This is a genomic window from Paenibacillus oralis, assembly GCF_003863965.1.
In the GTDB taxonomy this organism is placed as follows: Bacteria; Bacillota; Bacilli; order Paenibacillales; family Paenibacillaceae; genus Fontibacillus; species Fontibacillus oralis.
The window spans coordinates 5,627,315-5,654,217 of record NZ_RRCN01000001.1 but is presented as its reverse complement, the minus strand read 5'-3'; the positions used below and the strand labels follow the sequence as shown (position 1 = coordinate 5,654,217).

Here is a 26,903-nt window from a genome sequence, read left to right as displayed (position 1 = left end):
GGAAAGAAAGGGGAGGGACAAAAGAAGCAGGCCATTGCCTCTATGAAGGAGGGCGAACCATGCAGTCATGGGTGGAGATGTTCGATATGATGGAAACCGCGCTGCCGATCCTGCTCGTTGTGCTTACGGCGATCGTCGTGATTTCGGCCGCGGGAGGGGTGTGGCGCTTTTTCGCCAGCAGCAGGCAACCCGTACTCAGCGTAAATTCGGTGATCGTCGGGAAGCGGACGGAGGTTTCCCATCGCCATGATACGGAAACATCGGTTAACCGGTCGGACACGAAATATTATGTTACATTTGAGGTCGAGAGCGGCGACCGGCTGGAATTTGCCGTCAGCGGCCTGGAATACGGCCAATGCGCGGAAGGAGACGAAGGGAAGCTGACGTTTCAAGGCCATCATTTCCACCGCTTTGAGCGGGTACGGAAAACGCATCGGACGGAAGTGCAGGAATTCCGGAAATACCGCAGTACGCTTTAAACTTTAAATCAGACCAGGAAAGGAAGTCGCCAGTTGAAAGGAAATACGTCAATAAAAAACAGAAGCAACGGAGCGCCATCATTCGGCTACTCGCGTTCGCTTCTGTTTTTGTTTCTGGTTCCTGCTAATGGGAATAGGCTTTAATCCGTACGGTATCCGCCAAAAGCGTCTGGGCTACGTTCCGCGCGCTGGAAAAAGCGCGTTCGGCGAGCTCGCCTTTGCCCGTGCAGCCGTCGCCGCAGAAGTAAAATGGCAGGCCGGCCAGGCGGTTCGGAAGCAGATTGTTCGTGTAGATGTTTTTGACGCTGGCCACCATCGCTTTTTTGGAAACGCGCTTGACTTCGACAAAATTCCGCCAATCCGGGTAATACGTGTCGAACAGGGCTTCCATCTGCGAGGTTTTCTGTTCCAGATATTGTTTCTTTTGCTCCTCATCCGTAAAGTCGTCATTCAAGTAGGCGATCCCCTGTAGCAACTGGCCGTGCGCCGGCGCCACCGTGTAGTCGGTTGCCGAGACGTCGCTGATGAATATTTTATGATCCATGTCGCTGATGTAATGGAAGGGGCGCGCGACAACTTTCGAGAAGCCGACGTCGTACACCAGCACCTCGGTAGAGGTGCACTCTTTATACGGCTCAAGCGCAGCGGACCAAGGCGAGTTTTCCAGCAGCTTGACGACCTGCTGTACCGGCATCGCAAAAACAACCTGATCGTATTCTAGCCGCTCCCGCGTTTTAGTGTTCAGCACAAACTTTCCGTCTTCCATCACAATCGACTCGACCGGTTCCTTCACGGAGATTTCCCAGTTTTCGTTGTCGCGGATCTTGTCGACCAACTGGCCGGTGATCGTCGCCCAACTGCCGAGAATATAGCTTACCGGCCGCTGGGAAAGGAACAGGTTATGATAGTACTCGGCGATGACCTCGCCAGGCACCTTCCTGGCTTCCTCCGGCGTAATGAAAAAATTGGAGCAGACCAGATGCGCCCACAGCTCTTTGACATCGGCGGAGGCGTGGGAATGCTCGAGATAATCGCCCAGCGTACGATGATGCTTCAACTGATGGATGTTGCCGATAACCGCGGCGATCTCGCTGACGAAACGCACCTTCTCCAGCGGAGTCAGGACACCCGTCTTGACGATGTTGACAAAATCGAGTGGAGCGGGCGTCAAACGCCCGTGCTTGGCGTACATCACTTTGCGTTTATCGACCTGTTTGCTTTGAAATTTAAGGTTTAGCTCTTCTTCCATATGATGGAGCGTGTGTCTGTCGATTCCGTAAACCGCATGCGCTCCGTAATTCAGCGTAAATCCCGATTTTTCATAAGTAAAAGCCCGGCCGCCAAGCTGTGGGCTCCGTTCAAACACCGTGCCGGCCGTCTCCTCGTTGCCCGATAAATATGCCGCTGCCGTCAACCCGGCCAAGCCGCCGCCAATAATCGCGATTCTCATGTGGGGAACCTCCTAAAAGGTGTTGTGAAGCAAAGCGTTTTATAAAGAAATCACCAAAACCATATAAAAAACATTTATTTACTTAACAGTATATGCTATTCGTGTAAGCGCGTCCATAGAAATAGCCACAAAATGTTCAATATTGTAATCGGATTCACAACGAAAAGTTGCCTTGAGCTATTGACAAGGCTATTTTCAGGGATTCTGACACCCGGATAGGCATTCGCACATACAATATAGCGTTAAGTAGGGAGGAAGGAGGGACGGGATTGGCGGTCATTAATACAAACTCGGAAGACGTCAAGCTGCTGGCGCGCCTGATGCGCGCGGAAGCGGAAGGCGAGGGAGTGCAGGGGATGCTGATGGTTGGGAATGTGGGCGTAAATCGGATATTGGGAAATTGCCTTGATTTTCGGGATATTCGCCTAATGAAACAGATGGTGTTTCAGTCGCCCGGCGGCTTTGAAGCGACACAAAAGGGATACTTCTACCAGAGAGCGCGCGACAGGGAGATCCGTCTAGCCCGGAGAGTGATAGGCGGGGAGCGGGTTTGGCCGGCGTCCAATGCGCTGTGGTTCTTCATGCCCGCCGGCAATTGCCCCGGGACGTGGTACAATCAGCAAAATACCGGGCGTTTCAAATCGCACTGTTTCTTTGCTCCCAGCGCGCAAGATTGCCCAGGGGTTTTTTAAGCATTAAGCATACTTAGGCACGGCAAAGAAAGCGAAACCTAAGCAAGTTAAATGAGGAGGAATCGATTCATGTTTACCCAATCTTACCGGCCGGCCGCGTACCCCGCCGGCTACAACGTCTCGCCTGCTCAAACCGGAGGGGCGGGTTTTATGGCTCCAATGGGAGGCGGGGCAGTCGTCCCGCCGCAAGTGCCAAGCGGCAGTCCGATGACGCTCGGCGGCACGGTAGTGCCATCGGCCATTCCAACGTTTGAGCAGTCATATATTGAAAATATTTTACGTCTTAATCTGGGAAAAGTCGGCACCTTTTATATGACATTCGAAAACAACCGCGAATGGAATGCCAAAATATTCAAGGGCGTTCTCGAAGCCGCCGGGCGCGACCATATCATCATCAGCGACCCGGCCACCGGCCGGCGGACCGTTCTGCTGATGGTCAACCTTGATTATGCAACATTTGATGAACCTTTGTTTTATCAATATCCCGGCACCATTGGCGCCCCGCCGCCTACCAGATAGACATAGGACTAGGACTCCCTCGCGAAAGGGGGTTCTTTTTCATTTTTGCGGCCGAATGTGCCAGTACCGCTGTCATACCGAAGCGTTTGACTGTGTAGTGTATAATAATATAATTAATAGTAAACACGGTTTATGCCGAAATATCCTGTAAGGGAGATGAATCCATTGGGAAGTTGACGCTGCACTATATAAATGAAAAATACAAAATGATGTACGATTCCATACCGCGAAGGAGGTGCACCTATTCACCGCTGGATAGGCGGGAATAGGAAACGTATTGAGTGACCCTTTACCGAGTCTTCTGCATGTAGGACTGATGGTGCTGCTGGTATTATTGAACGGATTTTTCGTGTCTGCCGAATTTGCGATCGTCAAGGTCCGAAGCTCTCGCATCGACGCGCTGGTGGAGGAAGGGCGAAGGCGAGCCGCGATCGTAAAAAGACACTTGAATCATCTGGACGGTTACTTATCGGCGTGCCAGGTAGGTATCACGCTCAGCTCGCTGGGGCTGGGGTGGCTGGGCGAACCGGTGGTGGCCCGGCTGCTGAATCCGCTGTTTGTATTGACGGGGTTGGGCGAAAAGCCGGCTTATCTCGTCTCGTTAACGGTTGCCTTTATTCTCATCGCCGTTCTGCATATCGTTCTGGGAGAGCTCTCTCCGAAAACGATCGCCGTCCACAAGGCGGAAACCATTACCTTATGGTTTGCCTGGCCTATGCTGCTGTTCTATCGCATCATGTACCCGTTCATTTGGATTCTGAACAACCTGTCATCCGGCCTCTTGCGTCTGTTTAGGATTTCGCCGGCTTCCGGGCAGGACTCCGTGCATACGGAGGAAGAAATCCGGGTCATGATGAAGGAAAGCAGCGAAAGCGGCTTGATCGACAGCACGGAGATGTCGCTGGTGGACAACATTTTTGAATTCGCCGATACGACGGCGCGGGAAATTATGATTCCCCGGACCGAAATGATTTGCCTGTATACCCAGCATTCGCTGGAGGAAAACCTGGAAATCGCCTTGGAAGGCACAAGAACCCGATATCCCGTATGTCATCAGGACAAGGACCATATCATCGGATTTATTCATATTAAAGATTTGATTCGCTCGAGTACCCGGAATTTACGCGACTTGATCCGGCCGATCATGGCGGTTCCGGAATCGACCCAAATCAGCGATTTGATGAAACGGATGCAGCGGGGAAGAACGCAGATCGCCATCTTGATCGACGAATACGGAGGAACCTCCGGCATGGTGACGCTTGAGGATATCGTCGAAGAAATCGTCGGCGAAATTCAGGATGAGTTCGACGAGGAACGCCCTGGAATCGAGCAGATTGAACCGGGTATCTATTCGGTGGACGGACTCATGCTGATCGATTCGATCAATGACCGGTTTGGTCTGGAACTCGACTCCGACGACTACGATACGATCGGCGGGTGGCTCTATTCCCGGATCGATATTTTACCGCCGCAGGTAGGCCAAACCGTGGAATACGGCGAATTTACTTACGTGGTGGAAGAAACCGACAACAAGAGAATTTCACGCGTCAAATTAATCCGGCAGCAGCTTCAGCCGCTGGAGGAGGCCGGCGCATAACATACACGAGGCTGCCCCTTTAGGTCCTTAACTTGACCTAAAGGGGCAGCCTCGTTTGTTTTCGTTACGTATGCCGGCTTCTTTCCCACTCGCGGTACAGCTTTTTCTTAATGCCTTCCCGGGTGCGAAACAGCCGCTGCCGGACGATATTTTCGCAAACTCCCAGCTTGTCGGCGATTTCCCTGTAGCTTAACCCAAGTCTCCAACGGTATTCGACCAGCATGCGGTACTCCGGCTTCAAGCGGCGCAAATACGAAACGATCGCTTCTTCCATCAGCTTCGTTTCCACCGAATCCTCAACCGAGCCGTCTTTCCAGGAGGATACGGCCAATTCGCCGATCGCGGAGGGCTGCTCCAGATTTTGCATATATTTTTTGTTTTTGCGCAAGTAGGTGATCGCCATATTGCGGGATACCGTTCTGAGCCAAGCCCGCATACTCGCTTCCGACTTAAAGGCGGGCTTCTTCAAAACAACTTTCAGAAAGGCTTCCTGGATGATGTCCTCCGTTGCCTGGTGATCTTTAACTATAAGATAGATGGTTCCATACACCCAATCATAAAAAGCTTCGTAAACTTGTTTTTGCTCATCCTCGTCCAGCTCCGAATAATTGGCGGATAGCAGGTACTGCAACCGGTTCTGCATGCGTTTCCCTCTCATCTCTACTAAAAACGATATTCTATGGATACTCTATTAATTTTACTCTATCAACGAAGGCATAGGAACTATTTACCATAAATAAAACAAACTTGTCATTTGTTCATGCTGCAGATGACGCCGCTTTAGGGAATCGATTACAATAGATGGAGTGTGCCCAAAAAATTTAACCTGCTCCGTAAGGACCGGGGCGGGGAAGCATCGTAATGCACGGAGGGAGAGAACATGAAACGATTAATATGGCTGGGATGCTGGTCTTACCTGCTAATCGGCCTGGCGCATGTCGTCGTCGGCTCTTTGATGCCGAATCTGCTGGAACAATACGGCAAAGATTACAGCGCGGGAGGCAGCCTTATTTTTGCCCAATTCGCCGGATTTTTGGTTGGCGTGCTCGTATCGCCGCTGCTGCTTGCCAAATTCGGCAAAATTTACGGACTGTTGATTGCGACGGGGATGCTATGTTTCGCTGAGGTTTGCTATTCGCTGCTGCCGCCTTGGGAATGGATGTACGCCATAGGGGCCGTGGCAGGGTTTGGATTCGGGATGATCGAGGCGGTGATCGGCACGATCATTCTCGTTGCGGTGACGGAAGGCACCGCGGTTGCCATGAGCCGGCTGGAGGTGTTTTTCGGGCTGGGCGCGCTGCTGATGCCGGTGGCTGCAGGATTTTTCATCCGCGCGGAGGTGTGGCGGTTTTCGTTCCTGGTCGTGGCGGGCCTGGCGTTCATTATGCTGTTTGCCTGGGGCAGGGGAAACTTCGGCGAATTCCGCGGCATGCTATATGCCAAAGGAAAGCAGCAGGATAAGAAGGGAGGTTGGCTGAAGCAGTACCAAGGCACCAGAGGACTAATGCTCGCCGTATTTATCGTGTTCTTCTTTTTTTATGTCGGCACCGAAATGAGCTTCGTCAACTTCCTGCCGTCGCTGCTGATTGAGAAGCTGGGCTTGGATAAACCGACCGCGGCGTTCAGCGTTACGCTGTTTTGGATCGCGATGACCTGCGGCCGCCTGGTTGCCGGCACACTTGCGGAAAAAATCTCATACAGCCGTTATGTGCTCTGGAGCTGCATCGTCAGCTTTGTGCTGATCGCGCTGTTTTCCTTGGCCGGCGGGCTGGCCGTTACGTATATTCTCATATTGCTGTTCGGTCTGTTTATGTCGGGGCTGTTTTCCATCGCGCTCGTATTCGCCAACAAGCTGCTGGTCGGAGCCGAGGAATCGACGCCAAGCCTTCTGATCGCGTCCGGAGGAGTAGGGGGAGCCGTATTGCCGTTGATCATGGGCAAAACGATGGATCTGGGCGGAGCTCACGCCTCGTCCTGGCTGCTGGCGGGCTTTCTTATGCTGCTCGCGCTCCTGAGCATCGTGGCTGTGCTCATTCAGCGAAGCCGGGGCAGCGCGCTGGCCGCTGCCGCATCGGCCGAAAGCAATGGATAGGGTTTTGCACAAAAAAAGCAGCCGCCGGCTGGAATGGATATTCCAATGGCGGCTGCTTTTTTGCGTACCCGGGTATTAAATGGCCCAGTTGCCTTTGGCGAAAATCGGTTCTTCTTTGCCGTCAGCGGTGATCCCGAAAATGTCCATCTCGGCCGATCCGACCATAAAGTCTTCGTGCGCCAAGCTGGAATTCAGGCCGCGCTGCTCCAACTCTTCCTTGGACATCGACTTTCCGCCCTCCAGATTGAAGGCATACGCGTTGCCGATCGCCAAGTGATTGGAGGCATTTTCGTCAAACAGCGTATTATAAAACAGAATGCCGGACTCAGAAATCGGGGAGCTGTGCGGCACCAAAGCCACCTCGCCCAGATAATGGGAGCCTTCGTCCAGCTCGACCAGCTGCTTCAATACGTCCTGGCCGACTTCCGCCTTGTAATCGACGATCCGGCCGTTTTCGAACGTCAGCGAGAAGCGGTCCACGATCGTGCCGCGATAGCTTAACGGCTTGGTGCTGGACACGGTTCCGTTGACACCGGTTTTGAGCGGAGCGGTGAACACTTCCTCGGTGGGCAGGTTGGCCAAAAACGTATGCCCCTTAGCGTTGATGCTTTCGGCGGCGACCCAGAGATGGCCTTCCGGAAGCTCGATGGTGAGATCGGTCCCGGGAGCTATGTAATGGAGCTTCTTATATTTTTTGGCGTTCAAATAATCGGATTTCTGCAGCAGATTGGCGATATGCTCTTTCCAGGCCGCGATCGGATCGGGACGGTCCAGGCGGACGGTGCGGAAAATAGCTTCCCAGAGCGCATCGACCTGTTGATCCGCGGGAAGATCGGGGAACACTTTGGCCGCCCACGCCTTGGAAGGGACCGCGACGATCGACCAGCTGAATTTATCGGACATCTGCATTTCCCGATATTTGCTCATCACTTTGCCGTAAGTTTTCTGGTGATTGGTTAACCGCTCCGTGGACACGCCGCTGAGCAAATCGGGATCCGAGGACATGACATGCAGGACGGCAGCGCCGTTCTCCACATATTCCAGCATCTCGCCCGCATACCATTTCGGTTCGTCCAGGAAAGATTCCTCCGCCGCCATATCGTATCTGAGGCGGGTGACGGTGTCGTCGCTCCAGTTGACCTTGACGAACCGGGCCCCGGTTTCGTAGGCTTTCTTCACGATCAGACGCACCAGCTCGGCGGAATCGATCGTGCAGTTAATGATCAAAGTTTGGCCTTGTTGAATATTAACGCCGACCTTTACGGCCAACTCAGCGTATTTTTCCAATTTCGTTTGAAAATCGGACATAGGGTTCTCCTCCGTTTTTACAATTTGGTTATTGTTTTATCATACATCATTTTTCACGATTTTAGTAATCGACCGGGGGCCTAGGCAGCTTAACCAATAATTATTTTCCCTTCGGGGTAACGCAGCAGCTCTTTTTTCGACTTCGACGTGAACGCATAAGCCAAGGTCAACGGCCCGATCCGCCCCAGGAACATGACAAAGCAAAGAATCCATTTGCTGATGTTCGTGAGCTCAGGGGTTAAGTCCAGGCTTAAGCCGGCGGTCGCAAATGCGGATGTCGCCTCGAACAGCAGCGGCAAAAAGGCGTGATCCTCCAGCGCGGAGAGCGCCATCGCCACAAAAACGACGAGAAACATGGCCAGCCAGGTTTGGGTGATCGCTTTGATGATCGACTCTTTGGACAGACGCTCGCGAAAAAAGACGATATCTTCTTTGCCGCGAATCATCGCATAAATGGCACCCAGCAAAATGGCGAACACCGTCACCTTGATCCCGCCGGCCGTAGAGCCCGGCGCCGCGCCGATAAACATCAGCAGGATGAGCAAAAACTGGCTGGACTGCTCCATATTCGCCACGCTGACAGTGCTGAGCCCGCCGGATCTCGCGCTGACGGAATGGAAAAAGGCGGCCATGATCCGATCCATCCAGCTCATCGGCTGCAGCGTATGCGAATTGGAGGATTCGATGGCAAGCATAATCAGCGCCCCGACCACCGTCAGAATCAAAGTCATGGTCAGCACGACCTTGGAATGCAGGGACAGCCGGCGCGTGCGGCGATAGTTCACTAAATCGGAAATGACGATGAAGCCGATGCCACCTAGAAAAATGAGCGCCATGACGACGATATTGATAAACGGATCGCTGGCATATTCCGCCAACCCGCTGAACGGGCCGTGGATTTTGCCGAATAAATCAAACCCGGCGTTGTTAAAGATCGACACGCTGTGAAACACTCCAAAGTAGAGGGCTTGGGCCAAAGGCATGTCCTGGGAAAATCTCGCGGTCAGGAGCAGTGTGCCAGCGGTCTCGATGCTGAAGGTATAGACGCAAATTTTAATGATTAACTGCAGCAGTCCTCCGATCGCGTTATAGTTCAGCGTTTCCTGCAGAACCAGCCGGTCGCGCAGGGAAATGCGGCGATTAAAAGCGAGCGAGATCAGCGTGCCGATGGTCGTGAAACCGAGGCCCCCGATTTGGACAAGCAGCAGGATCACAATTTGGCCGAACAACGAAAACTGCGTTCCTGTATCCACAACGGCTAGTCCGGTTACACAGGTGGCTGAGGTTGCCATAAAAAAGGCGTCCGTCAGCGCCAGTTTCTTGCCGCCGGCCGAAGCTGGCCCGAGCGAAAGGAGAAAGGCGCCGATAATGATCGTTAACGCAAATCCGAAGGTCAACACTTTTGCGGGAGTCAGCATGTTTTTTTTACGTTTAGACAATGGAATCCACCTTTACTCTTGTTGTACCGAATATTGATATTGACATAAAACATGGTACGATATTGCAGTAAGGTTGTACAGGCATTGCACAAGACAAAAAAACGAATCCGGGTAAAGGAGTACAAATGATGGAAGAATTGACGATTGTGGAAGCCCAAATGAAGAGACAGGAGGACGGATCCTACACCGGCAAAACCGTCTTTCAAGTAAGCTCCCACAAAGCGGGATATGAAATTACCTTTTACAGCAAGGACGGAGGAAATTGGGACTATAGCCTGCATTATGCGGGAGAACCCGGCATCGAAGCAGAGTTTATGGCCGTAGACGCCAGAATCGAAGCGGACGACGAATGGTTCGATGCGCTTCTGGATGCCGCTTGGGATACTTTGCCGGAGGAATGAGGCTAACGGATGCGCATATCTTCCTAAAAGAGAGGAGGGAACAACTTCTATGATGAAGCATCCTTTTTATCGGATTTCGCTGGGGATTATCATGCTGCTGACGATCATTTATTTGCTGTCCAAGGTCAGTTTCATCTTTAATCCTCTCGTTACCCTGGTGCATATTTTGATCGTGCCCTTGACGATTTCCGGGTTCCTTTATTATTTGCTGCGCCCGGTCGTGCAATTTCTGGAGCGGAAAAAATGGAACCGGATGCTGTCGATCCTGCTGATCTACTGCCTTTTTGCCGGAGTCGTTACGATCTTTTTTATGGTCGTTTGGCCGCCGCTGCAAAAGCAGCTGTTCGAGTTCATGAACAACGTCCCGAAACTTATGACCAGCTTGCAGGAGCAGATGAACGAAATCCGCAGCAACCGGTATTTTTCGATCGTTACAAACGAGGGCACTCCGGAAATCATGAACAAGGTGACCGAATACATCAATTCGGCCTTGAATACGGTCAGCGGATACGTATCGCATGTGTTTAGCTTTTTGAACAATTTTGTGATCATCGTGGGGACTGTACCGATTTTTCTGTATTACATGCTGAAACAAGATGAGCGGGTGACGCCTTCTTTGGTGCGGATGCTTCCGGCCCGTTACCGGACCGACGGCGAGCAGGTCATCCATGAGATCGACAACATGCTTAAGGGGTTCATCGCCGGCCGGATGATCAGCGCTATGATGCTGGCGGTTATGGGCTTTATCGGATTTTGGCTGGTTGGTTTGCCGTATCCGCTGCTGCTCGCCATCGTCATGGCCTTGTTTAACTTTGTTCCTTACTTTGGCGCGTTGCTTGGCGCTATCCCATGCGTCATCGTCGCATTTACCGTTTCGCCGTCGATGGTGCTTTGGGTCATATTGATCGTCGTCATCGCCCAACAGATCGAAGGCAACTTGATTTCCCCGTATATTTACGGGAAGACGATCAACATTCATCCGTTGACCACGATCGTATTGTTGCTGCTCGCCGGCGATTTCATGGGCATCCTGGGCATGATTTTGGCCATCCCGCTTTATATGATGCTGAAAATTGTCGTGATTAAAGCTTACCTGCTGTACATTGCTCAAAAGGTAGACCAGCTGCCGGAAGCGTGACGAATATCATATCTCCAGATGCCTTGCATGCGAGATGATTTTAACGTAACGAAACGATCATTATTTAGCTCGGGGGATGAGAGTATGGCAGTAACTGCCAAGTCCGGGAAGTATTTTTACGCGTGGAGCAAAGTACTTGCCGACGGATCGTTTTACCTGCCGGATCAAGCCCTGCAGGAGTATGGTATTCATCCGGATTCCAACATCATTTTAATGACGGGACGCAATACGGTCCGGGGCTTCAGCGTGGTGTGCAAGGAAATGATCGCAAATTCGCCGCTGGCGGCCGTTTTCGCCAGCATTCCCCAACTGCGGCAATTTGCCGTCCCTGAAGGGGAGACGATCACGTTTAAAGAACGTACGTTCTGCTGGGTTCATTTGAACTGTAACCGCTATTTTACGCTGCCGCCAGGGACGTGGGAGCAATTCGGCCTGAAGCCGGGGGATCGGCTGCTCAGTTTGCGGGCGACACATTTGGCGTTTAACAACTTACTGGAAGGTCCGTTCATCGAGCAAGCCAAACAAATCCCCGATCTAACCGCCTACGGATAAAAAGATACCGCCTTGGTCCCTTCATGAACGAAGGAGCAAGGCGGTATCTTTTTGGCGCTAACTTCCGTTTATTGTGCCTGGCGCACGGTACCCGCGGATTTGAGGATCAGTTGGCGGTACACTTCTTTTGGTCTCAGGCCGATCAGCTTCTCCACCGGCTCTCCGTGGCGGAACAAAATGACCGTAGGCATCGACATGATTCCGTATTGCGAAGCCAGTTCCGGATGATCGTCGCAGTTTATTTGGAGCAGGGGGACAACCCCTTGAAATTCCTCATGCAGCTCTTCCAGAATCGGTGAAAGCACCTTGCACGGCGGGCACCAGGGGGCGTCAAAATCGGCGAGCACCAATTCCGCGGACGCGCTTTCCCGGTTGAATTCGTTAGCATCGGCGATCCGTCTGATCGTCATGTTCCATCATCTCCATTTCGGGATTTTCTTCTAAAATGTAGTGAATCCGTTCTTCCAAGTTGGACTTGATCGTTTGCAGCAGCCCGATTTGCTCGGTAATCTCCTTCAGCTTGCTGCGGTACACCGGCATAATCTCCCGGCAAAACGCTTCTTTGCTCGTCATCACGCATTGCAGAAAACCGGCGATTTCCTGCGTGCTCAGGCCGAGGCTCAAATAAAATTGAATCGTTTTTACCTGTTCGGCGGTCAAGCTGTGATAATCACGATAGCCGTTGTTTAGCCGCTTTGAGGTAATCAGCCCTTGCTCCTCGTAGTATCTAAGGGAACGGATGCTGACGCCGGTCGCTTTCGACAATTCTCCGATCTTCATAGAACCTTACCTCACCTGCCTTCCGGATTCATTATAAACCCTGACATTAATGTGAGGGTCAATAGATTTCGCCGATATTTTTCGATGGGCGGCAGGAAGGATGTTTATGCAAGTCTTAATCTTGGGCTCGGAAGTGTGTATAATGAAAGGAATGCTTGACCCCAAAATGAGAGTTTGACGAGGAGGCACGCCAATGAAACCGGCTTTATTAATCATCGACATGCAGAAGGGCTTATTGACCGATCCGCGCCTGCAAAGCGAGCTGTCCGCAGCAAGCGAGTATATTAACGCCGTGGCCGATTTGTTCCGGGATGCCGGCAGACCGGTCGTGGTGGTTCAGGATACGGAAATGGGCGAACATTCGCCCGGATTTGAGGTCACTCCGGAAATTAAGCTTGCCGATTCGGATCTCCGCATTGCGAAGGAATGGAACAACGCTTTTTGGAAAACCGATTTGGAGCGGCTGCTGCGGGAACAGGAAACCGACTTTGTCGTCGTCTGCGGGTTTGCCGCGGAACATTGCGTGACCTTTACGTTTAACGGCGCCCGGGAGAGGGGATTTGGAGCGGCGATCCTGCAAAAAGGCATCCTCGGCGAACATCCGGATGCGGTGTCCGGCGTGTACCGGGACCGCAGCTTGATCAGCTATGCCGTCATCCATGCGTTGCTTAAAAGTCAATGATTAAGATTATTGACACCCCGGTCAGTTTGTAACTAATATTGTTACTGGCTCAACTTTTACAGCATGAAATTGGCAAGTAAGCCTTGATGTAGTATGGGAAATCCACTGTTTACCGGTGGAGTAGACGCTGAAAGCCGAGTTTATCGCCTTTTATGGAAAGAAGGGCGGCCCGCTGGGATCAACTGCAAAAGTGCATGCTATTTTCCCTAAATTACCATTTTAGAGCGATTGAAATGCAAAAGTACATCTCATTTGGGGCTATTGGATAAAAAAAGTAGCTTATGACCGAAAATGTACTGCACTTTTGCATTTGAACCATCGGTTTAGAGGAGTTTCGACAAAAACCGCCTGCACTTTTACATTTCATGGGATTTCTCATCTTCTTTCTATCGCACATGGCAGGGGTGGCATTTTGTTCCTTCCACAAGGTTTCAGCGCGTTTATGTTCCCGAATAGCGGTTCAAGCTCCGCATTCCATCGCTGGCAAACCCATGCTCCCCCTGCTTTTAAGTTGGTTTTCGTTCGGCAAAAGTTGAGTTACTGACGCTTGGAAAGGGGGATACACGCTTGACGATCAGCTCCAGATTTTCCGTGGCTATACACATTTTATCCCTGCTTGAAATCAACAAGGACGGGGTTAGTACATCGGAGTATATCTCCAGCAGCGTAAATACGAATCCGGTTGTCATTCGCCGTATTATGAGCATGTTGAATAAAGCCGGTCTGGTGGAGGTTCGCCCCGGTGTGGCTGGCACCAGGCTGGCGCGCAAGCTGTGCGACATTACGCTGCTCGATATTTACCGCGCGGTGCATGTCGTGGAAGAAGACGGATTGTTTGCGGTGCACGATCACCCCAACCCGGATTGCCCGGTCGGACGCAATATACAAACCGCGATCGAGCCGATCTTCTCCATGGCGCAAAAAGCGATGGAGAAAACGCTGGAAGCCGTTACGCTGCAGGATATCGTCGAGGATATTTCCGCGAAAACGTCGGCGGTGTAAGAACAAACTAAAAAGTGCATGTGTTAAATGCCCCAAGATTGGGGCATTTTTTTAACCGCGCCTATTTAATTCGCCAGGTCGGATGCCGGGCAAAAGTGTGCTTGATCGGCTCTACTGACCATTAATTGCAAATCATACAACTAACTTTATACTGTACATTTAGCAGCTATCCAATCAATAAGGCTAAGGGACTCCAGAGGCTCTATCTGCGGAAAAACAGAGGTTTGTAAAATGTAACGGACACAGATGCTCTTATTTCCCTCGAATCGGCCCGGATGAGCTCGTTTAGAGTGAAATAGAGTCGTGTGGGTCCGTTAGGCTGGGAAATACCCGGTAAATGGGCGGATAAGGTCGCTGGTGTCCGTTAGGAGGAAAGTTTACGGCCCGCCTTTAGAGTCATGTTCTACCTTTAAAGTAAGTTCCATGAGAACCTGACTCTAACAGCGGGTGGAACCCCAAACCCATCCCTCCCCTTGCATCCAACGTATGGGTTTGCACGATAATTCGTTGACACACGGCTCGCCTGTAACTATACTGATTACATAATATACATGTAACCGCTGTGGTTACATTATTGCTGCATTACGAGGTTATCCCAACCCATTCGATAGGAGGAGTTTCATTTTGTCTGAACATGTATCCATTCATCCCGCTGCCCGGATCGGCAGCGTCTATCTTAAAGTCCGCAATTTGGACCAGTCTATCGCTTTTTACCGGGAAGTGATCGGTCTGAGCGTACTGAAGCAAAACGGGAACGTCGCCGAGCTCACGGCCGACGGGAAGACCCCGCTGCTGATCCTGGAAGCTAACGAGCAGTATCGGGTGATGCCGGAGCGGTCGGTATCCGGCCTGTACCATTTTGCAATCCTTGTGCCGGATCGGACTGCGCTTGGTTTGGCGCTGCGCAATCTGATCAAATACCAAATTCCCGTTGGGCAAGGGGATCACCTGGTTAGCGAAGCGTTGTATTTAAACGATCCGGATCAAAACGGCATTGAAATTTACGCCGATCGCCCGCGGAGCACCTGGCAGCGCAACGCAAGCGGCGAATATATCATGTCGACCGATCCGGTGGACGTGGATGGTTTGCTTGCCGTTTCGGAAGGAGCCGAGTGGAAGGGACTTCCGCCGGAAACCCGGATCGGGCATGTCCATTTTCATGTTGGCGATCTGCGGAAGGCGGAGCAGTTCTATTGCCAAATCCTCGGCTTTGAAATTACCGCCCATTACGGCGGGGCGGCCTTGTTTGTAGCTGCCGGTGGATACCATCACCATATCGGCCTGAATACCTGGGCCGGCGCAGGCGCCCCGCCGTCGCCGGAGGATGCGGTTGGGCTGCGTTATTTCACGACGGCACTACCTGACCTTGCGGCCCTGCAGGCCGTGGAAAGCCGTTTGTCGGATGCCAAGGCGGCTTATGAACGGGACGAGCGGGGGCGGGAAATCAGACTGACCGATCCGTTTGGCATCGGCATTAGACTGGTGATCGACCAGGCCGAATAGATTTGGCTCTTTCAATAGGCAAGGTTCCTCACCTATAATATATACGACGTAATGTTATAGGAAAGGAGCGGTTGCCGTGAAGCTGTTCCCCCAGCTGGAGACAGAAAGATTTATTTTGCGCAAATTGACCGCGGAAGATGCTGAAGATCTGTTCCACTATTTTTCCAATGACGAGGTTACGAAATATTACGACTTGGACCGCTTTGAAAGTCTCAGGCAGGCCGAAGAGCTGATCCAAAACTGGAACAGCCGCTATTTGGAGCGACGCGGGTTTCGCTGGGCGATTACGGTCAAATCGGAAGAAGACCGGGTCATCGGCACGTGCGGCTTCCATAACTGGTCCCGAGAGCATTACAAAGCGGAAACCGGCTACGAACTGGATCAGGAATACTGGGGACAAGGCGTGATGAGCGAGGTGCTGCAGGAAATTTTGCGTTTCGGCTTTGAGGATCTGGGTTTAAACCGGATTGAAGCCTTTATCGACCCGGACAACATTCGTTCCAGATACCTGCTGGAGAAGATCGGATTTCACGAAGAGGGCTATTTGAAGGAGTGTTTCTTCGAGAAAAATCAATTTGCCGACGCCGTCCTGTTCGCTTTGCTGAAGAGGCAGTATCTGGTCAGGCTTGATCAATTTCATGGCAAACTGTTTAAAACTCCATAATTAAGGGAAAAGAGATTTGATCCGAGGAGGAGCAAGTCTCTTTTTTATATGCTAATGGAAATACCCATGGGATGGGCATGATAACGATGATTGAAGGAGTTGGGAATTTTAATAATACAAATTGGAGGAATCGCACGATGAAACTGGAGAACAAGGCAGCTATTGTCACGGGAGCCGCATCGGGAATGGGGCGGGAAATCGCCTTGCTGTTTGCCAGAGAAGGCGCCAAGGTCATGGTCTCGGATTTGAATTTGGAGGGCGCAAACGCCACGGTTGAACGGATTATAGCCGCAGGCGGGACGGCTGAGGCCGTCAAAACCAACGTCGCCGTGGAGGAAGATATTCAGCAGTTGGTGGACGCGACCGCAGGAGCATTCGGCACGGTAGACATTTTGGTGAACAATGCGGGGATCATGGATAATTTCGAGCCGGCCGGCGACATTACGGATGAGCAGTGGGAGCGGGTATTTGCCGTCAATACGACGAGCGTAATGCGCTCAACCCGGAAAGTGCTGCCGATCTTTTTGGAACAAGAAAGCGGCGTGATCGTCAACGTCGCTTCCGCCGGCGGGCTATACGGAGCGCGTGCGGGCACGGCGTACACCGCTTCCAAACATGCCGTGATCGGATTTACGAAAAACACCGGGTTTATGTACGCGCAAAAAGGCATCCGCTGCAATGCGATCGCTCCGGGCGGCGTGGAAACGAATATCGGGGCTTCGATGACCAACATCAATCCGTTTGGCGCGTCAAGGCAACAGCTTGGCATGGCCATTAACCCACGAATAGGGAGCGCTGACGAAATCGCCAAAGTGGCGTTGTTCCTCGCTTCCGACGATTCCAGCTTTGTCAACGGCACCGTCATCACGGCGGACGCCGGATGGACCGCCTATTAAGTGTGGTTTTCAAGATATTCCCGCTCATAAACCGTTTTGACCTTGTTCAGTACCTGTTGCGCGAATTCGGTGTAATTCAGTTCTTTAACTCGGCCTTTCTCCAAATACACGCCGGCAAGATCGCGGTGAGGTCCAAACGCCCCGTCGTACAACCGTCCTGCCCCGTAAGCCGGCGGCTGAAAAAACAGCTTCATCAGCGGTTTCACATACCACGGCAATCCGGATTTTTTGCTTTTTCGCGCGGTGTTGTTGCTGCCTGGGTCGACACTGCGGATTTTGATCCCTTCCTTGGCGAGCTCCGGAGAAACGGCCTGCGTCCAAAGCGACAACGCCAGCTTGGAAGCGCCGTAAGGACCCAGCAGCTTGCGGAACGTTTTCGGGCGGTCCAGCGAATCCGGATCGAACGGCTTCACCATATTAGTTACGGCGGACGAGGTGTTGATCACCGTTTTGTGGCGGCCGTTTTTTAAAAGCTCCTGCAATTCCATCAGAATAATATACGGAACGACCGTCATCAACTCATAATGGAGCTCGCGTCCTTGCCTCGAGAAGAGAAGCTCTGGAAAACTCCCGCCGGCGTTGTTGAACAACACATCGATGTAAGCTTCCCCCGTTATAATCTCATCCAAAGTTCGCTTTAAGCTGTCAAAGTCCGATAGATCCGCAGCTTGATAGATCCGCAGCTGCCCGCCGTTTGCCGCTTGCCCAATCAACGCATCGCCGGCCGGAAAACCGGACCGGATCAACGCGGCGACCTGCCAGCCTTCGGACAATAACTTCCGGGTAAGTTCCAGCCCGATACCGGCGTTTGCCCCCGTGATTAACGCTATTTTTTCCCGTTGCTTCGTGTTCATAATAATGCCTCCTATTGAGTCGGGATTTCGGAATCCCTCCGCTGATAGAGCACATTGTAGGACTTGGAGTCGGCTCCAAGTCAAGCCGGAATTTACAGAAATTTTTCAAAAAGACATATCAAGCTTGACTTGAAGCCAGCTCAAAGTTGTATAATTCAAGCAAACGCTTGAGCGACTGGAGGGGAACCGAATGAAGGAAGCCGAAGCTTTCTCGATTAAACAAGCCGCGGAGCAAACCGGAATTTCCGAGGACACGATCCGTTACTATGAGAAGATCGCGCTTCTCCCGCGAGCGGAGCGCAAACCAAACGGCCACCGCGTTTATTACCTGGAGGATATCGGCACGATCAAGCTGATTTCCTGCCTGAAAAAGACGGGGCTGGCGCTTGATGAAATGCGCCCTTTTCTGACGGTAAGCGCTGATGCGGATCCTGTGGATTATCCTGAGCTCGTACAGGACCTAATGAATCACCGGGAAAACATCGTCAGTCAAATCGCCTCCCTGCAGAAGGTGGTCGATTATATCGATTTGAAGCTGGAGCAGGGGGTGCGCCCTCCAGACTGCCTGGCCGAAGAGTCCGGCAAGCTGGCGGGCCGGGGCGGCAAAGCGGAACAAAAAAGGCCAAAATCGCTGGAGGAAATGAAGTTTTTTGCCGGTTAAGCAAGGAACAAACCAAGTTAATCAAAAGGGGAGACGTCGTTTGAAAGGAATCATTACGGTTGTCGGCAAGGACAAGGTTGGCATTATTGCGAAGGTATGTTCGTACTTGGCGGATCATAACGTCAACATTCTGGATATATCGCAGACCATCATTCAAGGGTATTTCAACATGATGATGATCGTGGACATTTCGGCCCCGTCGAAATCGTTTGAGCTTCTCGTCGAAGACCTGCAGCAGTTGGGGACATCGATCGGCGTAGAGATCAAGCTGCAGCATGAGGATATTTTCAACATCATGCACCGCATCTAAGCAACGGGAAGGGGAGAAAAACATGATTTCACGCGTGGAAGTGCAAGAAACGAACTCGATGATTCGGGAAATGAATCTCGACGTGCGTACGATTACGATGGGCATCAGCCTGATGGATTGCGCACATGAAGACATGGGCGTATTCAACCGGAAAATCTACGACAAAATTACCCGCCTTGCGGAGAAACTGGTCAAAACGGGCGAGGATCTGGAAAAACAGTTTGGCGTTCCGATCGTCAACAAACGGATTTCCGTTACGCCGGTCTCGATCGCCGCGGGCGGCCTCAAAACCCATACATATGTGCCGGTCGCCGAAACGCTGGACAAAGCGGCCAAAGAGGTCGGCGTCAATTTTATCGGCGGCTTTTCCGCGCTCGTGCAAAAAGGTTTCACGGCCGGCGACCGGCTGCTGATCGAAAGCATCCCGGAAGCGCTGGCCGTGACGGAGCGGGTCTGCTCCTCGGTGAATGTCGGCTCCTCCCGCAGCGGCATCAATATGGACGCCGTCAAGCTGATGGGCGACATTATCGTACGCACCGCCGAACGGACGGCGGACCGGGGCTCGATCGGCTGCGCCAAGCTGGTCGTGTTCTGCAACGCGGTGGAGGACAATCCGTTTATGGCCGGCGCTTTCCACGGCGTGGGCGAACAAGAATGCGTCATCAACGTCGGCGTTAGCGGGCCCGGCGTGGTCAAGCGGGCTTTGGAGGAAGTGCAGGGCAAAGACTTCGAAACGTTGTGCGAAACGATCAAACGGACAGCCTTTAAAGTGACCCGGGTCGGGCAACTGATTGCCCAGGAAGCGTCCAAGCGGCTGGAAGTGCCGTTTGGGATTATCGATTTGTCGCTGGCGCCGACGCCGGAAATTGGCGATTCCATCGCGGAAATTTTCCAGACGATGGGCTTGGAAGAAGCGGGAGCGCCCGGCACGACGGCCGCGCTGGCAATTTTGAACGATAACGTGAAAAAGGGCGGGGTAATGGCCTCCTCCTATGTCGGTGGACTCAGCGGCGCGTTTATCCCGGTCAGCGAGGACCACGGCATGATCGAAGCGGTGCAGCGCGGTGCGCTGACGCTGGAGAAGCTGGAGGCGATGACGTGCGTCTGCTCCGTCGGGCTGGACATGATCGCGATCCCCGGCAGCACGAGCAAAGCGACGATCTCCGGCATTATCGCCGATGAGGCGGCGATCGGCATGGTGAACAACAAGACGACTGCTGTGCGGATCATTCCGGTGATCGGCAAGGATGTCGGCGAGGTCGTGGAATTTGGCGGTCTGCTCGGTTATGCGCCGATCATGCCGGTCAACTCGTTTAACTGCGCGCCGTTCATCGAGCGGGGCGGCCGCATTCCGGCGCCGATCCACAGCTTTAAGAACTGATAGATGAATGGACGACTCGTCCGTAACCGAGGTGCATGGACGTTGAACAAAACGATCGGCCTGCTGGCCCATGTCGACGCGGGCAAAACGACTTTTGCCGAAGCGCTGTTGTATCACACGCGGGCGATCCGCAGCCGGGGGAGAGTGGATCACCGGAACGCCTTTTTGGACGGCCACGAGATCGAAAAGGCGCGCGGCATCACCGTGTTTGCCGATCAAGCGGAAATGACGTACGGAAATTCCGTCTATTTTTTGCTGGACACGCCCGGGCACGTCGATTTCTCGGCGGAAATGGAACGCGCCTTGCAAATATTGGACTACGCCGTCATTATCGTGAGCGCGGTTGAAGGCGTGGAAGGCCATACGGAAACGGTTTGGGAGCTCCTTCGCGCTTATGGCATTCCGGCGTTTTTTTTCATCAATAAAATCGACCGTACGGGGGCGGAGCCGGAACGCGTACTGGCGGATATTCGCCAGCAGCTGACCGATAACGCGCTGGATCTTGCAACCTTTGACCCGAACCACTGGGAGGATTCGCTGAAGGCCTGGCTCGCGGAACGGGACGAAACGCTGCTCGAGCCATATCTCGAGGGGACGTTGGATAACCGGGAGTGGACCGGACATCTGATCCGCTTGATTCGCGGCAGGCAGGTATTTCCGTGCATGCAAGGGTCGGCGCTGCTGGATGCCGGCATTGATGTTTTTCTTGAGCGCCTGGATGGGCTGACGCTCACTGCCTATGACGGTCAGCTTCCTTTTGCGGGCCGGGTTTATAAAATCCGCCACGACGAGCAAGGGGCGCGGATTACGTTCATTAAAGCGCTGCAGGGCGCGCTGAGGGTGCGAGGCGAAGTGGAATACGGGACGGAGGAAGCCCGTAAAGCGGAGAAAATTACGACCATCCAAAAAGTTAACGGGCCGCGCTACACGCAAACCGATTCGGTAAGCGCAGGGGAGTTGTTTGCCGTTACCGGACTAACCTCGGCGCTTCCGGGGCAAGGCGTCGGCGCCATCCAGGATGCCGCCTTGCCCGAGCTTGCGCCAACCTTGCAATCCAAAGTGCTGTTCGAACCCAAGCTGCATATCAAGGAAGTGCTGCGGGCGTTTCAAATGCTTGATGCGGAAGATCCGGCTTTGGGGACAAGCTGGGACGAACATCTGCAGGAGCTGCATATTCATGTTATGGGCAAGGTGCAGCTTGAAATTTTGCGGCAGGTGGTGCGGGCGCGCTTCGGTTTTGAGGTGTCTTTCGGGCCCCCCGAAATTCTCTATAAAGAGACGATTGCGGCGCCAGTATACGGCTGCGGCCATTTCGAGCCGCTTGGCCATTATGCCGAGGTGCATTTGCGGCTGGTGCCGGCGGCGCGAAACAGCGGCGTCGCGTTTGTGAATGCATGCCATCCCGACGAATTGGCGGCAGGCTATCAGAACCTGGTCGGCCAGCATGTGCTGGAGCAAGCGCACCACGGGCTCTTAACCGGTTCACCGCTCACGGACGTGCAGATCACCTTGCTCACCGGCCGTTCGCATAACAAGCACACCAGCGGGGGAGACTTCCGCGAAGCGTCCTTCCGGGCGGTTAGACAAGCCTTGGAGCAGGCGGAAAACGTGCTGCTTGAACCGGTATACCACGTAAAAATCAAAGTGGACACGGAGCATTTGGGCAAGGTGCTGACCGATATCCAGCAGGCTCATGGCCGGTTTGATCCCCCGGAGCTGACGGAGAGTTCGGCGGTGATCACCGGCGTCGTTCCCGCCGCTTCTTTTTTGGATTACAGCACGGTTTTGGCCTCCATGACGCACGGCAAAGGTTCCCTCTCGCTGAAATTCGGCGGTTATGAAGCCTGCCATAATCCGCTAGAAGTCATCCGCCTTAAAAACTATGATAAAAATGCTGATCCGGCTTACACCTCATCCTCCATCTTCTGCGCGAAGGGCCAATCCTATTCCGTGCCCTGGGCTGAGGCTGAACGGCATATGCATGTTCAGCTACAGTCCGGGCAAGCGGATACCCGAGGATAAATGCGAATCATTACATCGTGATAACCGCCCTATTTTCCGGTTCCGGGGCTTACAACCAATCCAACGCACCGGTGAAGTCATATGCTTAAGTAGATTGAAGCGAAGGGAGGAATCACTGATGTCGTGTTTTAGAGGCGGTTTTACGAGCACCGGAGTCATCCTTGTTTTGTTCATCCTTTTGGTTATTGTTTTGACAGCCTGGATCTAAATCTACTTAAACCAGGTAAGCGGATATAGCGGGATTTTGGCCTTACCGCCCGTGTGCGGGACACTTCGAAGCATTTGAAGCAGGTGTCCCGCATACGGGTTTTTTAGACAAAGAGGTGACTTCTGACAAATCAGAAGTCACCTCTGCTTGTTGATTTTTCTTGTGTTTACGGCCCGCCGGGGGCGTGTACTGCCTTTTCTTACGCTTGCCGTCGTCGCTTTGGGGAAAAATAATTTAATGAGCGGGAAAAACTGCTGGAACATCCCGACCATCTTTTGAACCTTGCCCATGGTGCTTAAGACGCCGTCCAATCCGCCTAAACCTTGCAAGAAGGATCCGCGCGAAGCGGCCGGTCCCGATGAAGACTGCGCCGGCCCGAAAATCCCCGGCAATTGCGGCCCGGGATTAAATAGTGTGGGGGAGAACGGATTTTGACTCGTTTGAGTTGGAGTGAATTGCTTCAGCTTTACTTTTTTCTTTTTTCGATTCATGGGGCTTCCATCTCCTTGGCATGAATTGAAAATCTAATGCAGTATATGTGTCAACAAGCCATCTGCCCCTCCGCGCATGCACAATTTCCGTAAGCGAGCGAGAAAAGCCGGTTGACAATGGCACTTGGGGTGCATATAATTACCTATAATTCCATATGGCAAAATGTGTTGATTAGAAATAGTAAAAGTGATCGGACCTTTCAGAGAGCCGTTGGTTGGTGAGAAACGGCAGCGCTCATCATTTTGAACTCGTCTATGAACAGCTGCCTGATATGTAGGGTAAGCCGGGATTCCGCCGTTACAAGGATAGATGGTGTCGGCCATCGAAAGAGATCATTTCAATGCGTGAAATGAATTAGAGTGGTACCGCGGGATAAACCTCGTCTCTATTGCAGAGACGGGGTTTTTTTGTTGATTAAAGTCCGGGTTTAATCAGCCCCGCTTCACATAGATTCCATAACCCATCAACCGAATGATCAAGGAGGAGTTTCAGATGATTCACAATCGCAAAATTATCGTACTCGATACGACTTTACGAGACGGTGAGCAGGTCCCTGGGGCCAAGTTGAACGTGCAGCAAAAACTGGAGTTTGCGCAGCAGCTGAAGCGCCTCCGTGTAGATATTATCGAGGCCGGGTTCCCCGCCTCATCGCAAGGGGATTTTCAGGCGGTTCAGGAAATCGCCCGCAGCGTGGGCGGCAGCGTCGGCATCACGGCGCTGGCCCGTGCGGTGAAAAACGATATTGACGCGGTTTACGAGAGCGTCCGGATCGCGCAGGACCCGCTGATCCATATCGTGCTTGGCGCATCAAACGTGCACGTGGAGAAAAAATTCAACCGCTCCAAGGATGCGGTGCTGCAAATGGGCGTTGATGCGGTCAAATACGCCAAAACACTGCTGCCGCAGGTGCAGTACTCGACGGAGGACGCCTCGCGGGCGGATTTCGAGTATTTATGGAAGACAATTGAAGCGGTCGTACGGGCCGGAGCCACGATGATCAATATTCCGGATACGGTGGGATATGCGGAACCAGAGGAGTTTGGCGAACTGATCCGGAAAATCCAAGACCGTTTGAAAAACTTGAGCGATGCGACCATATTGAGCGTGCACTGCCACAACGACCTTGGGCTGGCCACGGCCAACACTTTAAGCGCGGTCAAAAACGGCGCGAAAAAAATCGAGTGCACGATCAATGGCCTGGGAGAACGGGCGGGGAATGCCTCCCTGGAAGAAACGGTCATGGCGCTGAAGGTCAGGGAATCGCTGTACCGCTGCAGCACGAACATCGACACAACCGAGCTGCTCCGGACGTCCAGACTGCTGACTCATTTGACGGGGCTGGATGTACAGGCCAACAAGGCGATTACCGGCGAAAACGCGTTTGCCCATTCCTCCGGCATTCATCAGGACGGATTGCTCAAGGATAAACAAGTGTATGAAATCATGTCCCCCGAAGAGGTCGGGGCCGAGAGCATGGAACTGGTGCTGACCGCACGTTCCGGCAGACATGCGGTCAAGCATGCGATCGCGAAGCTGGGCTTCGATACGTCCGATGCCGACGCATTCGAGGGCGTGTTCCAAAAGTTCCTGACCCTGGCCGATGCGAAAAAAGAGGTTTACGATCACGATCTGTACTACTTGCTGAACGATCAGCGGGAACAACCGGAGCACGGGAACCGGCTGTTTGAATTGCGGTCGTTCCAGGTCGTAACGAATGATCTGTGCCCAACCGCGGCCGTAGTGCTCATGCAAAATGGGGAAGAGCTTAAAGGCAGCGCCGTCGGGGACGGACCGATCGATGCTTTGTACACGGCGATCAAAACGTTGACCGGTCTGGACGTTCATTTGACGCATTACAAAATCAACAGCATTTCCCGGGGGAAGGAAGCGGTGGGCCGGGTCAATATCCAGCTTGACTATCACGGTAAAATGTACGTCGGCCGGGCCATGGACACCGATATCATCAAAGCGAGCGGCCAGGCTTTTCTAAACGGCATTAACGCCGTTATTCTGGATCAGAAGGAAAGTGTTCAAGTTTTTTGAGTTGGGTGAAACACAGTTATCGGTCCGTTAATCTATTGGATTTTTTCCAATCAAAGCTGCCCTCCCTGTCTAATTTTAGGATGGGGGAGGGGGAGCGAAAAACATAGGGGCAAAAAAAGTCGTTATTCCAGCGATATACGCCCATTGGGGAGAAATAAAGGAAATTTATGTCGCTATTTTCTCGAATTACCTGGAGATGCCCGCGTCCAGGACCATTCCTAGGTAAATAAGGACAAAAAGTGCCGCTAATGGGGATGAACAGGTCCGCCTCCGGATAATAAGCACATAAAATTCCGCTATTTTGAAGGCCGATGGTTCGCCGTACCAATACTCGGCTATCAAGCACTGTTTTTAGAGGTTGCGCTCAAAAGGAGATTCAAAACCAACAGCGGCGCAAGTCAGAAGCAGTTCCTTCAAGCGAGGCCGTTATTCTCACGGTTGTGAGTGTCGCCACTTGCAAAAGTTACATAATTATAATTATGTTAACTATAATGAAACAAAACAGGAGGGATGCGTCACGCATCTCCTCCTGCAAACTAATGCTCGTGAAGTTGGGATAGAGCTACTTCCTTCTCTTGTTCCGGTTCGTCCAGAGGATAAATTCTGGCGGTTTCGTTTTTTTCATCCACATGCTGAATGTAGATCGGAACCCCATCGCAGGTTACGTTTACCATTGTCGGCGAAGCGACGATTTCTTTAGCGCGTTGACTGTTCATACTAAAGACCTCCTGGATTGCAAAATATCATAAACTTGGGGAATAAGTTTCAATCATACATAAGTTGCCCTTGCCATAGTGATGTTATGCAAATCCAAAACAAAAGACTTGACCTACCTACCGAAGGTATGTAAAATTTAAGATACCTACCGAAGGTATGGACTGTTTCAACCACACTCATGTAAAGAAAGGACTCCAATCAAGATGAACCATACGCGAAAAGAAATCATGATCACGTTAGCTGTAAATATCGTGCTTCCCTATCTGATTTACACCCTGCTCATTAAACATACCGGCAGCTTATGGGCGCTATCGGCGGCTGCCGTCGTCCCGCTTGTTGATTCGCTATATAGCCTGATTAAATCGGGCTTCCCCAAGCCTGCAACCATCGGAATAACACCGCTTATATATAATGGAGGTATTTGGCCATGCATGATAAAACGATAAATCCCACGCTCAAGCTGCTGCTGGAAACGGCGGAACAAATGATTTTGGAAAAAGGCTGCCGGGCGACCACGCTGCAAGACATTGCCGACCAAAGCGGGCTCACCAAAGGAGCCATTTATCATTATGTCAAAAGCAAAGATGAATTGTTCGCTTTGATCCTGGAATCCGGATTCGTGAAAACGAATGAGCTTTTTTTCGAATCGGTGTCACAAGCCGCCAGCAAGCCCGCCGATATACAAGGCCCCCTGAACCTATTGTCCGGAAGGATGCAGCACGCCGCCAGTCCGGACAGTGTTTCCAACCTGATCTTCATTTATTTGCTTAGCCAAAGAGATAAGCCCGCCGTGGACGACATTCTGCGGCGCTATCACGAAACCGCGATCCGAAATTCCGCAACTTGGATTGAAGTCGGCCAGCGCCATGGAGTGATTCCCGCGCATATCGACGCCAAAAAGGTCGCGCAGTTGTTTGCCACGTTAAAGTACGGCTTGCAGGTTCAACAAATCGTGACTCCCGATGACGAAGTATTAAGCGACCAGGATATCTATGGGTTTATGCTGAACGCGCTGAGTTGA

29 protein-coding genes and 1 other annotated feature are annotated in these 26,903 nt (G+C 52.3%); of the genes, 20 read left to right on the top strand and 9 right to left on the bottom strand.

Features of this window, described 5'->3' with window-relative positions:
* The first annotated feature begins 59 nt into the window (after window positions 1-59).
* The gene (locus EHV15_RS25255; protein WP_128633659.1) at window positions 60-479 is read left to right on the top strand and encodes a DUF2500 domain-containing protein; all 420 of its coding nucleotides are present in this window, start codon (window positions 60-62) and stop codon (window positions 477-479) included.
* A 124-nt stretch (window positions 480-603) separates the two neighbouring features.
* Here the strand turns inward: EHV15_RS25255 and EHV15_RS25250 are convergent, their stop codons facing one another.
* The gene (locus tag EHV15_RS25250) at window positions 604-1,929 is read right to left on the bottom strand and encodes a phytoene desaturase family protein (protein ID WP_128633658.1); all 1,326 of its coding nucleotides are present in this window, start codon (window positions 1,927-1,929) and stop codon (window positions 604-606) included.
* A 269-nt stretch (window positions 1,930-2,198) separates the two neighbouring features.
* Between EHV15_RS25250 and EHV15_RS25245 the strand changes: the two genes are divergently transcribed.
* The 3 genes from EHV15_RS25245 to EHV15_RS25235 all read left to right on the top strand — a co-directional run bounded on the left by EHV15_RS25245 (window position 2,199) and on the right by EHV15_RS25235 (window position 4,737).
* Entirely contained in the window at window positions 2,199-2,621 is a 423-nt protein-coding gene (locus tag EHV15_RS25245; protein WP_128633657.1) for a cell wall hydrolase, read from the top strand.
* A gap of 69 nt (window positions 2,622-2,690) precedes the next feature.
* Window positions 2,691-3,140 (top strand): spore coat protein GerQ, encoded by a 450-nt coding sequence (gene gerQ / locus EHV15_RS25240; RefSeq protein WP_128633656.1) that lies wholly within the window; start codon window positions 2,691-2,693, stop codon window positions 3,138-3,140.
* A gap of 277 nt (window positions 3,141-3,417) precedes the next feature.
* Complete coding sequence (locus EHV15_RS25235) at window positions 3,418-4,737, top strand: hemolysin family protein (RefSeq protein ID WP_128633655.1); 1,320 nt, start codon at window positions 3,418-3,420, stop codon at window positions 4,735-4,737.
* A 64-nt stretch (window positions 4,738-4,801) separates the two neighbouring features.
* Here the strand turns inward: EHV15_RS25235 and EHV15_RS25230 are convergent, their stop codons facing one another.
* Entirely contained in the window at window positions 4,802-5,380 is a 579-nt protein-coding gene (locus EHV15_RS25230; RefSeq protein ID WP_128633654.1) for an RNA polymerase sigma factor, read from the bottom strand.
* 237 nt (window positions 5,381-5,617) lie between these two features.
* On the opposite strand from EHV15_RS25230, the gene EHV15_RS25225 reads away from it, so the two are divergent.
* Window positions 5,618-6,829: an MFS transporter gene (locus tag EHV15_RS25225; protein ID WP_128633653.1), complete on the top strand. Its 1,212-nt coding sequence runs from the start codon at window positions 5,618-5,620 to the stop codon at window positions 6,827-6,829.
* 75 nt (window positions 6,830-6,904) lie between these two features.
* On the opposite strand, the gene EHV15_RS25220 is transcribed toward EHV15_RS25225, so the two are convergent.
* Together EHV15_RS25220 and EHV15_RS25215 are read right to left on the bottom strand one after the other, a co-directional pair.
* Entirely contained in the window at window positions 6,905-8,137 is a 1,233-nt protein-coding gene (locus EHV15_RS25220; protein ID WP_128633652.1) for an aminopeptidase, read from the bottom strand.
* A gap of 89 nt (window positions 8,138-8,226) precedes the next feature.
* Window positions 8,227-9,555 carry a TrkH family potassium uptake protein gene (locus tag EHV15_RS25215; protein WP_128635529.1) on the bottom strand — a complete coding sequence of 443 codons (1,329 nt, stop codon included), beginning with the start codon at window positions 9,553-9,555 and terminating at the stop codon, window positions 8,227-8,229.
* Between the two features lie 149 nt (window positions 9,556-9,704).
* Here EHV15_RS25215 and EHV15_RS25210 point away from each other — a divergent pair, with 149 nt between their 5' ends.
* From EHV15_RS25210 to EHV15_RS25200, 3 genes are all read left to right on the top strand, one after another.
* Window positions 9,705-9,977: a hypothetical protein gene (locus tag EHV15_RS25210; RefSeq protein WP_128635528.1), complete on the top strand. Its 273-nt coding sequence runs from the start codon at window positions 9,705-9,707 to the stop codon at window positions 9,975-9,977.
* A gap of 49 nt (window positions 9,978-10,026) precedes the next feature.
* Complete coding sequence (locus tag EHV15_RS25205) at window positions 10,027-11,115, top strand: AI-2E family transporter (protein ID WP_128633651.1); 1,089 nt, start codon at window positions 10,027-10,029, stop codon at window positions 11,113-11,115.
* A gap of 84 nt (window positions 11,116-11,199) precedes the next feature.
* A complete protein-coding gene (locus tag EHV15_RS25200) occupies window positions 11,200-11,667 on the top strand; it encodes a hypothetical protein (protein ID WP_128633650.1) in 468 nt (155 codons plus the stop codon).
* A gap of 68 nt (window positions 11,668-11,735) precedes the next feature.
* Here the strand turns inward: EHV15_RS25200 and trxA are convergent, their stop codons facing one another.
* Together trxA and EHV15_RS25190 are read right to left on the bottom strand one after the other, a co-directional pair.
* Window positions 11,736-12,077 carry a thioredoxin gene (gene trxA, locus EHV15_RS25195; protein WP_128633649.1) on the bottom strand — a complete coding sequence of 114 codons (342 nt, stop codon included), beginning with the start codon at window positions 12,075-12,077 and terminating at the stop codon, window positions 11,736-11,738.
* Complete coding sequence (locus EHV15_RS25190) at window positions 12,049-12,447, bottom strand: MerR family transcriptional regulator (RefSeq protein WP_128633648.1); 399 nt, start codon at window positions 12,445-12,447, stop codon at window positions 12,049-12,051. The genes trxA and EHV15_RS25190 overlap by 29 nt, the downstream gene beginning before the upstream one ends.
* Window positions 12,448-12,640: 193 nt before the next feature.
* On the opposite strand from EHV15_RS25190, the gene EHV15_RS25185 reads away from it, so the two are divergent.
* The 5 genes from EHV15_RS25185 to EHV15_RS25165 all read left to right on the top strand — a co-directional run bounded on the left by EHV15_RS25185 (window position 12,641) and on the right by EHV15_RS25165 (window position 17,194).
* Window positions 12,641-13,129, top strand: a complete 489-nt coding sequence (locus EHV15_RS25185; RefSeq protein ID WP_128633647.1) for a cysteine hydrolase family protein — start codon at window positions 12,641-12,643, stop codon at window positions 13,127-13,129.
* A 567-nt stretch (window positions 13,130-13,696) separates the two neighbouring features.
* Entirely contained in the window at window positions 13,697-14,131 is a 435-nt protein-coding gene (locus EHV15_RS25180) for an Rrf2 family transcriptional regulator (RefSeq protein WP_128633646.1), read from the top strand.
* A gap of 624 nt (window positions 14,132-14,755) precedes the next feature.
* Window positions 14,756-15,634, top strand: coding sequence for a VOC family protein (locus tag EHV15_RS25175; RefSeq protein ID WP_128633645.1), 879 nt, complete (start codon window positions 14,756-14,758; stop codon window positions 15,632-15,634).
* Window positions 15,635-15,710: 76 nt separating this feature from the next.
* Window positions 15,711-16,298 carry a GNAT family N-acetyltransferase gene (locus EHV15_RS25170; RefSeq protein ID WP_128633644.1) on the top strand — a complete coding sequence of 196 codons (588 nt, stop codon included), beginning with the start codon at window positions 15,711-15,713 and terminating at the stop codon, window positions 16,296-16,298.
* A 137-nt stretch (window positions 16,299-16,435) separates the two neighbouring features.
* Window positions 16,436-17,194: an SDR family oxidoreductase gene (locus tag EHV15_RS25165; RefSeq protein ID WP_128633643.1), complete on the top strand. Its 759-nt coding sequence runs from the start codon at window positions 16,436-16,438 to the stop codon at window positions 17,192-17,194.
* Here EHV15_RS25165 and EHV15_RS25160 read toward each other — a convergent pair.
* Window positions 17,191-18,048, bottom strand: a complete 858-nt coding sequence (locus tag EHV15_RS25160; protein ID WP_128633642.1) for an SDR family NAD(P)-dependent oxidoreductase — start codon at window positions 18,046-18,048, stop codon at window positions 17,191-17,193. The genes EHV15_RS25165 and EHV15_RS25160 overlap by 4 nt on opposite strands.
* A gap of 190 nt (window positions 18,049-18,238) precedes the next feature.
* Between EHV15_RS25160 and EHV15_RS25155 the strand changes: the two genes are divergently transcribed.
* From EHV15_RS25155 to EHV15_RS37595, 5 genes are all read left to right on the top strand, one after another.
* Window positions 18,239-18,709: a MerR family transcriptional regulator gene (locus EHV15_RS25155; RefSeq protein ID WP_128633641.1), complete on the top strand. Its 471-nt coding sequence runs from the start codon at window positions 18,239-18,241 to the stop codon at window positions 18,707-18,709.
* Window positions 18,710-18,749: 40 nt separating this feature from the next.
* Complete coding sequence (locus tag EHV15_RS25150) at window positions 18,750-19,019, top strand: ACT domain-containing protein (RefSeq protein ID WP_128633640.1); 270 nt, start codon at window positions 18,750-18,752, stop codon at window positions 19,017-19,019.
* A gap of 22 nt (window positions 19,020-19,041) precedes the next feature.
* Window positions 19,042-20,400, top strand: a complete 1,359-nt coding sequence (locus EHV15_RS25145; protein WP_128633639.1) for a PFL family protein — start codon at window positions 19,042-19,044, stop codon at window positions 20,398-20,400.
* Between the two features lie 42 nt (window positions 20,401-20,442).
* Window positions 20,443-22,422 carry a GTP-binding protein gene (locus EHV15_RS25140; protein ID WP_246061772.1) on the top strand — a complete coding sequence of 660 codons (1,980 nt, stop codon included), beginning with the start codon at window positions 20,443-20,445 and terminating at the stop codon, window positions 22,420-22,422.
* 118 nt (window positions 22,423-22,540) lie between these two features.
* On the top strand, window positions 22,541-22,630 hold the full coding sequence (locus EHV15_RS37595) for a sporulation protein YjcZ (RefSeq protein WP_128633637.1): 90 nt from the start codon (window positions 22,541-22,543) through the stop codon (window positions 22,628-22,630).
* Window positions 22,631-22,767: 137 nt separating this feature from the next.
* Here the strand turns inward: EHV15_RS37595 and EHV15_RS25130 are convergent, their stop codons facing one another.
* Window positions 22,768-23,121 (bottom strand): hypothetical protein, encoded by a 354-nt coding sequence (locus EHV15_RS25130; protein WP_128633636.1) that lies wholly within the window; start codon window positions 23,119-23,121, stop codon window positions 22,768-22,770.
* 159 nt (window positions 23,122-23,280) lie between these two features.
* Window positions 23,281-23,512 (top strand) — a binding site (T-box leader).
* Window positions 23,513-23,614: 102 nt separating this feature from the next.
* On the opposite strand from EHV15_RS25130, the gene EHV15_RS25125 reads away from it, so the two are divergent.
* Window positions 23,615-25,165: a 2-isopropylmalate synthase gene (locus EHV15_RS25125; RefSeq protein ID WP_128633635.1), complete on the top strand. Its 1,551-nt coding sequence runs from the start codon at window positions 23,615-23,617 to the stop codon at window positions 25,163-25,165.
* A gap of 536 nt (window positions 25,166-25,701) precedes the next feature.
* On the opposite strand, the gene EHV15_RS25120 is transcribed toward EHV15_RS25125, so the two are convergent.
* The gene (locus EHV15_RS25120) at window positions 25,702-25,881 is read right to left on the bottom strand and encodes a small acid-soluble spore protein H (protein ID WP_128633634.1); all 180 of its coding nucleotides are present in this window, start codon (window positions 25,879-25,881) and stop codon (window positions 25,702-25,704) included.
* A gap of 428 nt (window positions 25,882-26,309) precedes the next feature.
* Here EHV15_RS25120 and EHV15_RS25115 point away from each other — a divergent pair, with 428 nt between their 5' ends.
* A complete protein-coding gene (locus EHV15_RS25115) occupies window positions 26,310-26,903 on the top strand; it encodes a TetR/AcrR family transcriptional regulator (protein WP_128633633.1) in 594 nt (197 codons plus the stop codon).

Bases quoted from the DNA above. Each gene is read 5' to 3' on its own strand.
- EHV15_RS25255 (WP_128633659.1), top strand. From the start codon at position 60: ATGCAGTCATGGGTGGAGATGTTCGATATGATGGAAACCGCGCTGCCG.
- EHV15_RS25250 (WP_128633658.1), bottom strand. From the start codon at position 1,929: ATGAGAATCGCGATTATTGGCGGCGGCTTGGCCGGGTTGACGGCAGCG.
- gerQ (WP_128633656.1), top strand. From the start codon at position 2,691: ATGTTTACCCAATCTTACCGGCCGGCCGCGTACCCCGCCGGCTACAAC.
- EHV15_RS25230 (WP_128633654.1), bottom strand. From the start codon at position 5,380: ATGCAGAACCGGTTGCAGTACCTGCTATCCGCCAATTATTCGGAGCTG.
- EHV15_RS25225 (WP_128633653.1), top strand. From the start codon at position 5,618: ATGAAACGATTAATATGGCTGGGATGCTGGTCTTACCTGCTAATCGGC.
- EHV15_RS25220 (WP_128633652.1), bottom strand. From the start codon at position 8,137: ATGTCCGATTTTCAAACGAAATTGGAAAAATACGCTGAGTTGGCCGTA.
- EHV15_RS25215 (WP_128635529.1), bottom strand. From the start codon at position 9,555: ATGCTGACTCCCGCAAAAGTGTTGACCTTCGGATTTGCGTTAACGATC.
- EHV15_RS25210 (WP_128635528.1), top strand. From the start codon at position 9,705: ATGGAAGAATTGACGATTGTGGAAGCCCAAATGAAGAGACAGGAGGAC.
- EHV15_RS25205 (WP_128633651.1), top strand. From the start codon at position 10,027: ATGATGAAGCATCCTTTTTATCGGATTTCGCTGGGGATTATCATGCTG.
- EHV15_RS25200 (WP_128633650.1), top strand. From the start codon at position 11,200: ATGGCAGTAACTGCCAAGTCCGGGAAGTATTTTTACGCGTGGAGCAAA.
- trxA (WP_128633649.1), bottom strand. From the start codon at position 12,077: ATGACGATCAGACGGATCGCCGATGCTAACGAATTCAACCGGGAAAGC.
- EHV15_RS25190 (WP_128633648.1), bottom strand. From the start codon at position 12,447: ATGAAGATCGGAGAATTGTCGAAAGCGACCGGCGTCAGCATCCGTTCC.
- EHV15_RS25185 (WP_128633647.1), top strand. From the start codon at position 12,641: ATGAAACCGGCTTTATTAATCATCGACATGCAGAAGGGCTTATTGACC.
- EHV15_RS25165 (WP_128633643.1), top strand. From the start codon at position 16,436: ATGAAACTGGAGAACAAGGCAGCTATTGTCACGGGAGCCGCATCGGGA.
- EHV15_RS25160 (WP_128633642.1), bottom strand. From the start codon at position 18,048: ATGAACACGAAGCAACGGGAAAAAATAGCGTTAATCACGGGGGCAAAC.
- EHV15_RS25155 (WP_128633641.1), top strand. From the start codon at position 18,239: ATGAAGGAAGCCGAAGCTTTCTCGATTAAACAAGCCGCGGAGCAAACC.
- EHV15_RS25145 (WP_128633639.1), top strand. From the start codon at position 19,042: ATGATTTCACGCGTGGAAGTGCAAGAAACGAACTCGATGATTCGGGAA.
- EHV15_RS37595 (WP_128633637.1), top strand. From the start codon at position 22,541: ATGTCGTGTTTTAGAGGCGGTTTTACGAGCACCGGAGTCATCCTTGTT.
- EHV15_RS25130 (WP_128633636.1), bottom strand. From the start codon at position 23,121: ATGAATCGAAAAAAGAAAAAAGTAAAGCTGAAGCAATTCACTCCAACT.
- EHV15_RS25125 (WP_128633635.1), top strand. From the start codon at position 23,615: ATGATTCACAATCGCAAAATTATCGTACTCGATACGACTTTACGAGAC.
- EHV15_RS25120 (WP_128633634.1), bottom strand. From the start codon at position 25,881: ATGAACAGTCAACGCGCTAAAGAAATCGTCGCTTCGCCGACAATGGTA.
- EHV15_RS25115 (WP_128633633.1), top strand. From the start codon at position 26,310: ATGCATGATAAAACGATAAATCCCACGCTCAAGCTGCTGCTGGAAACG.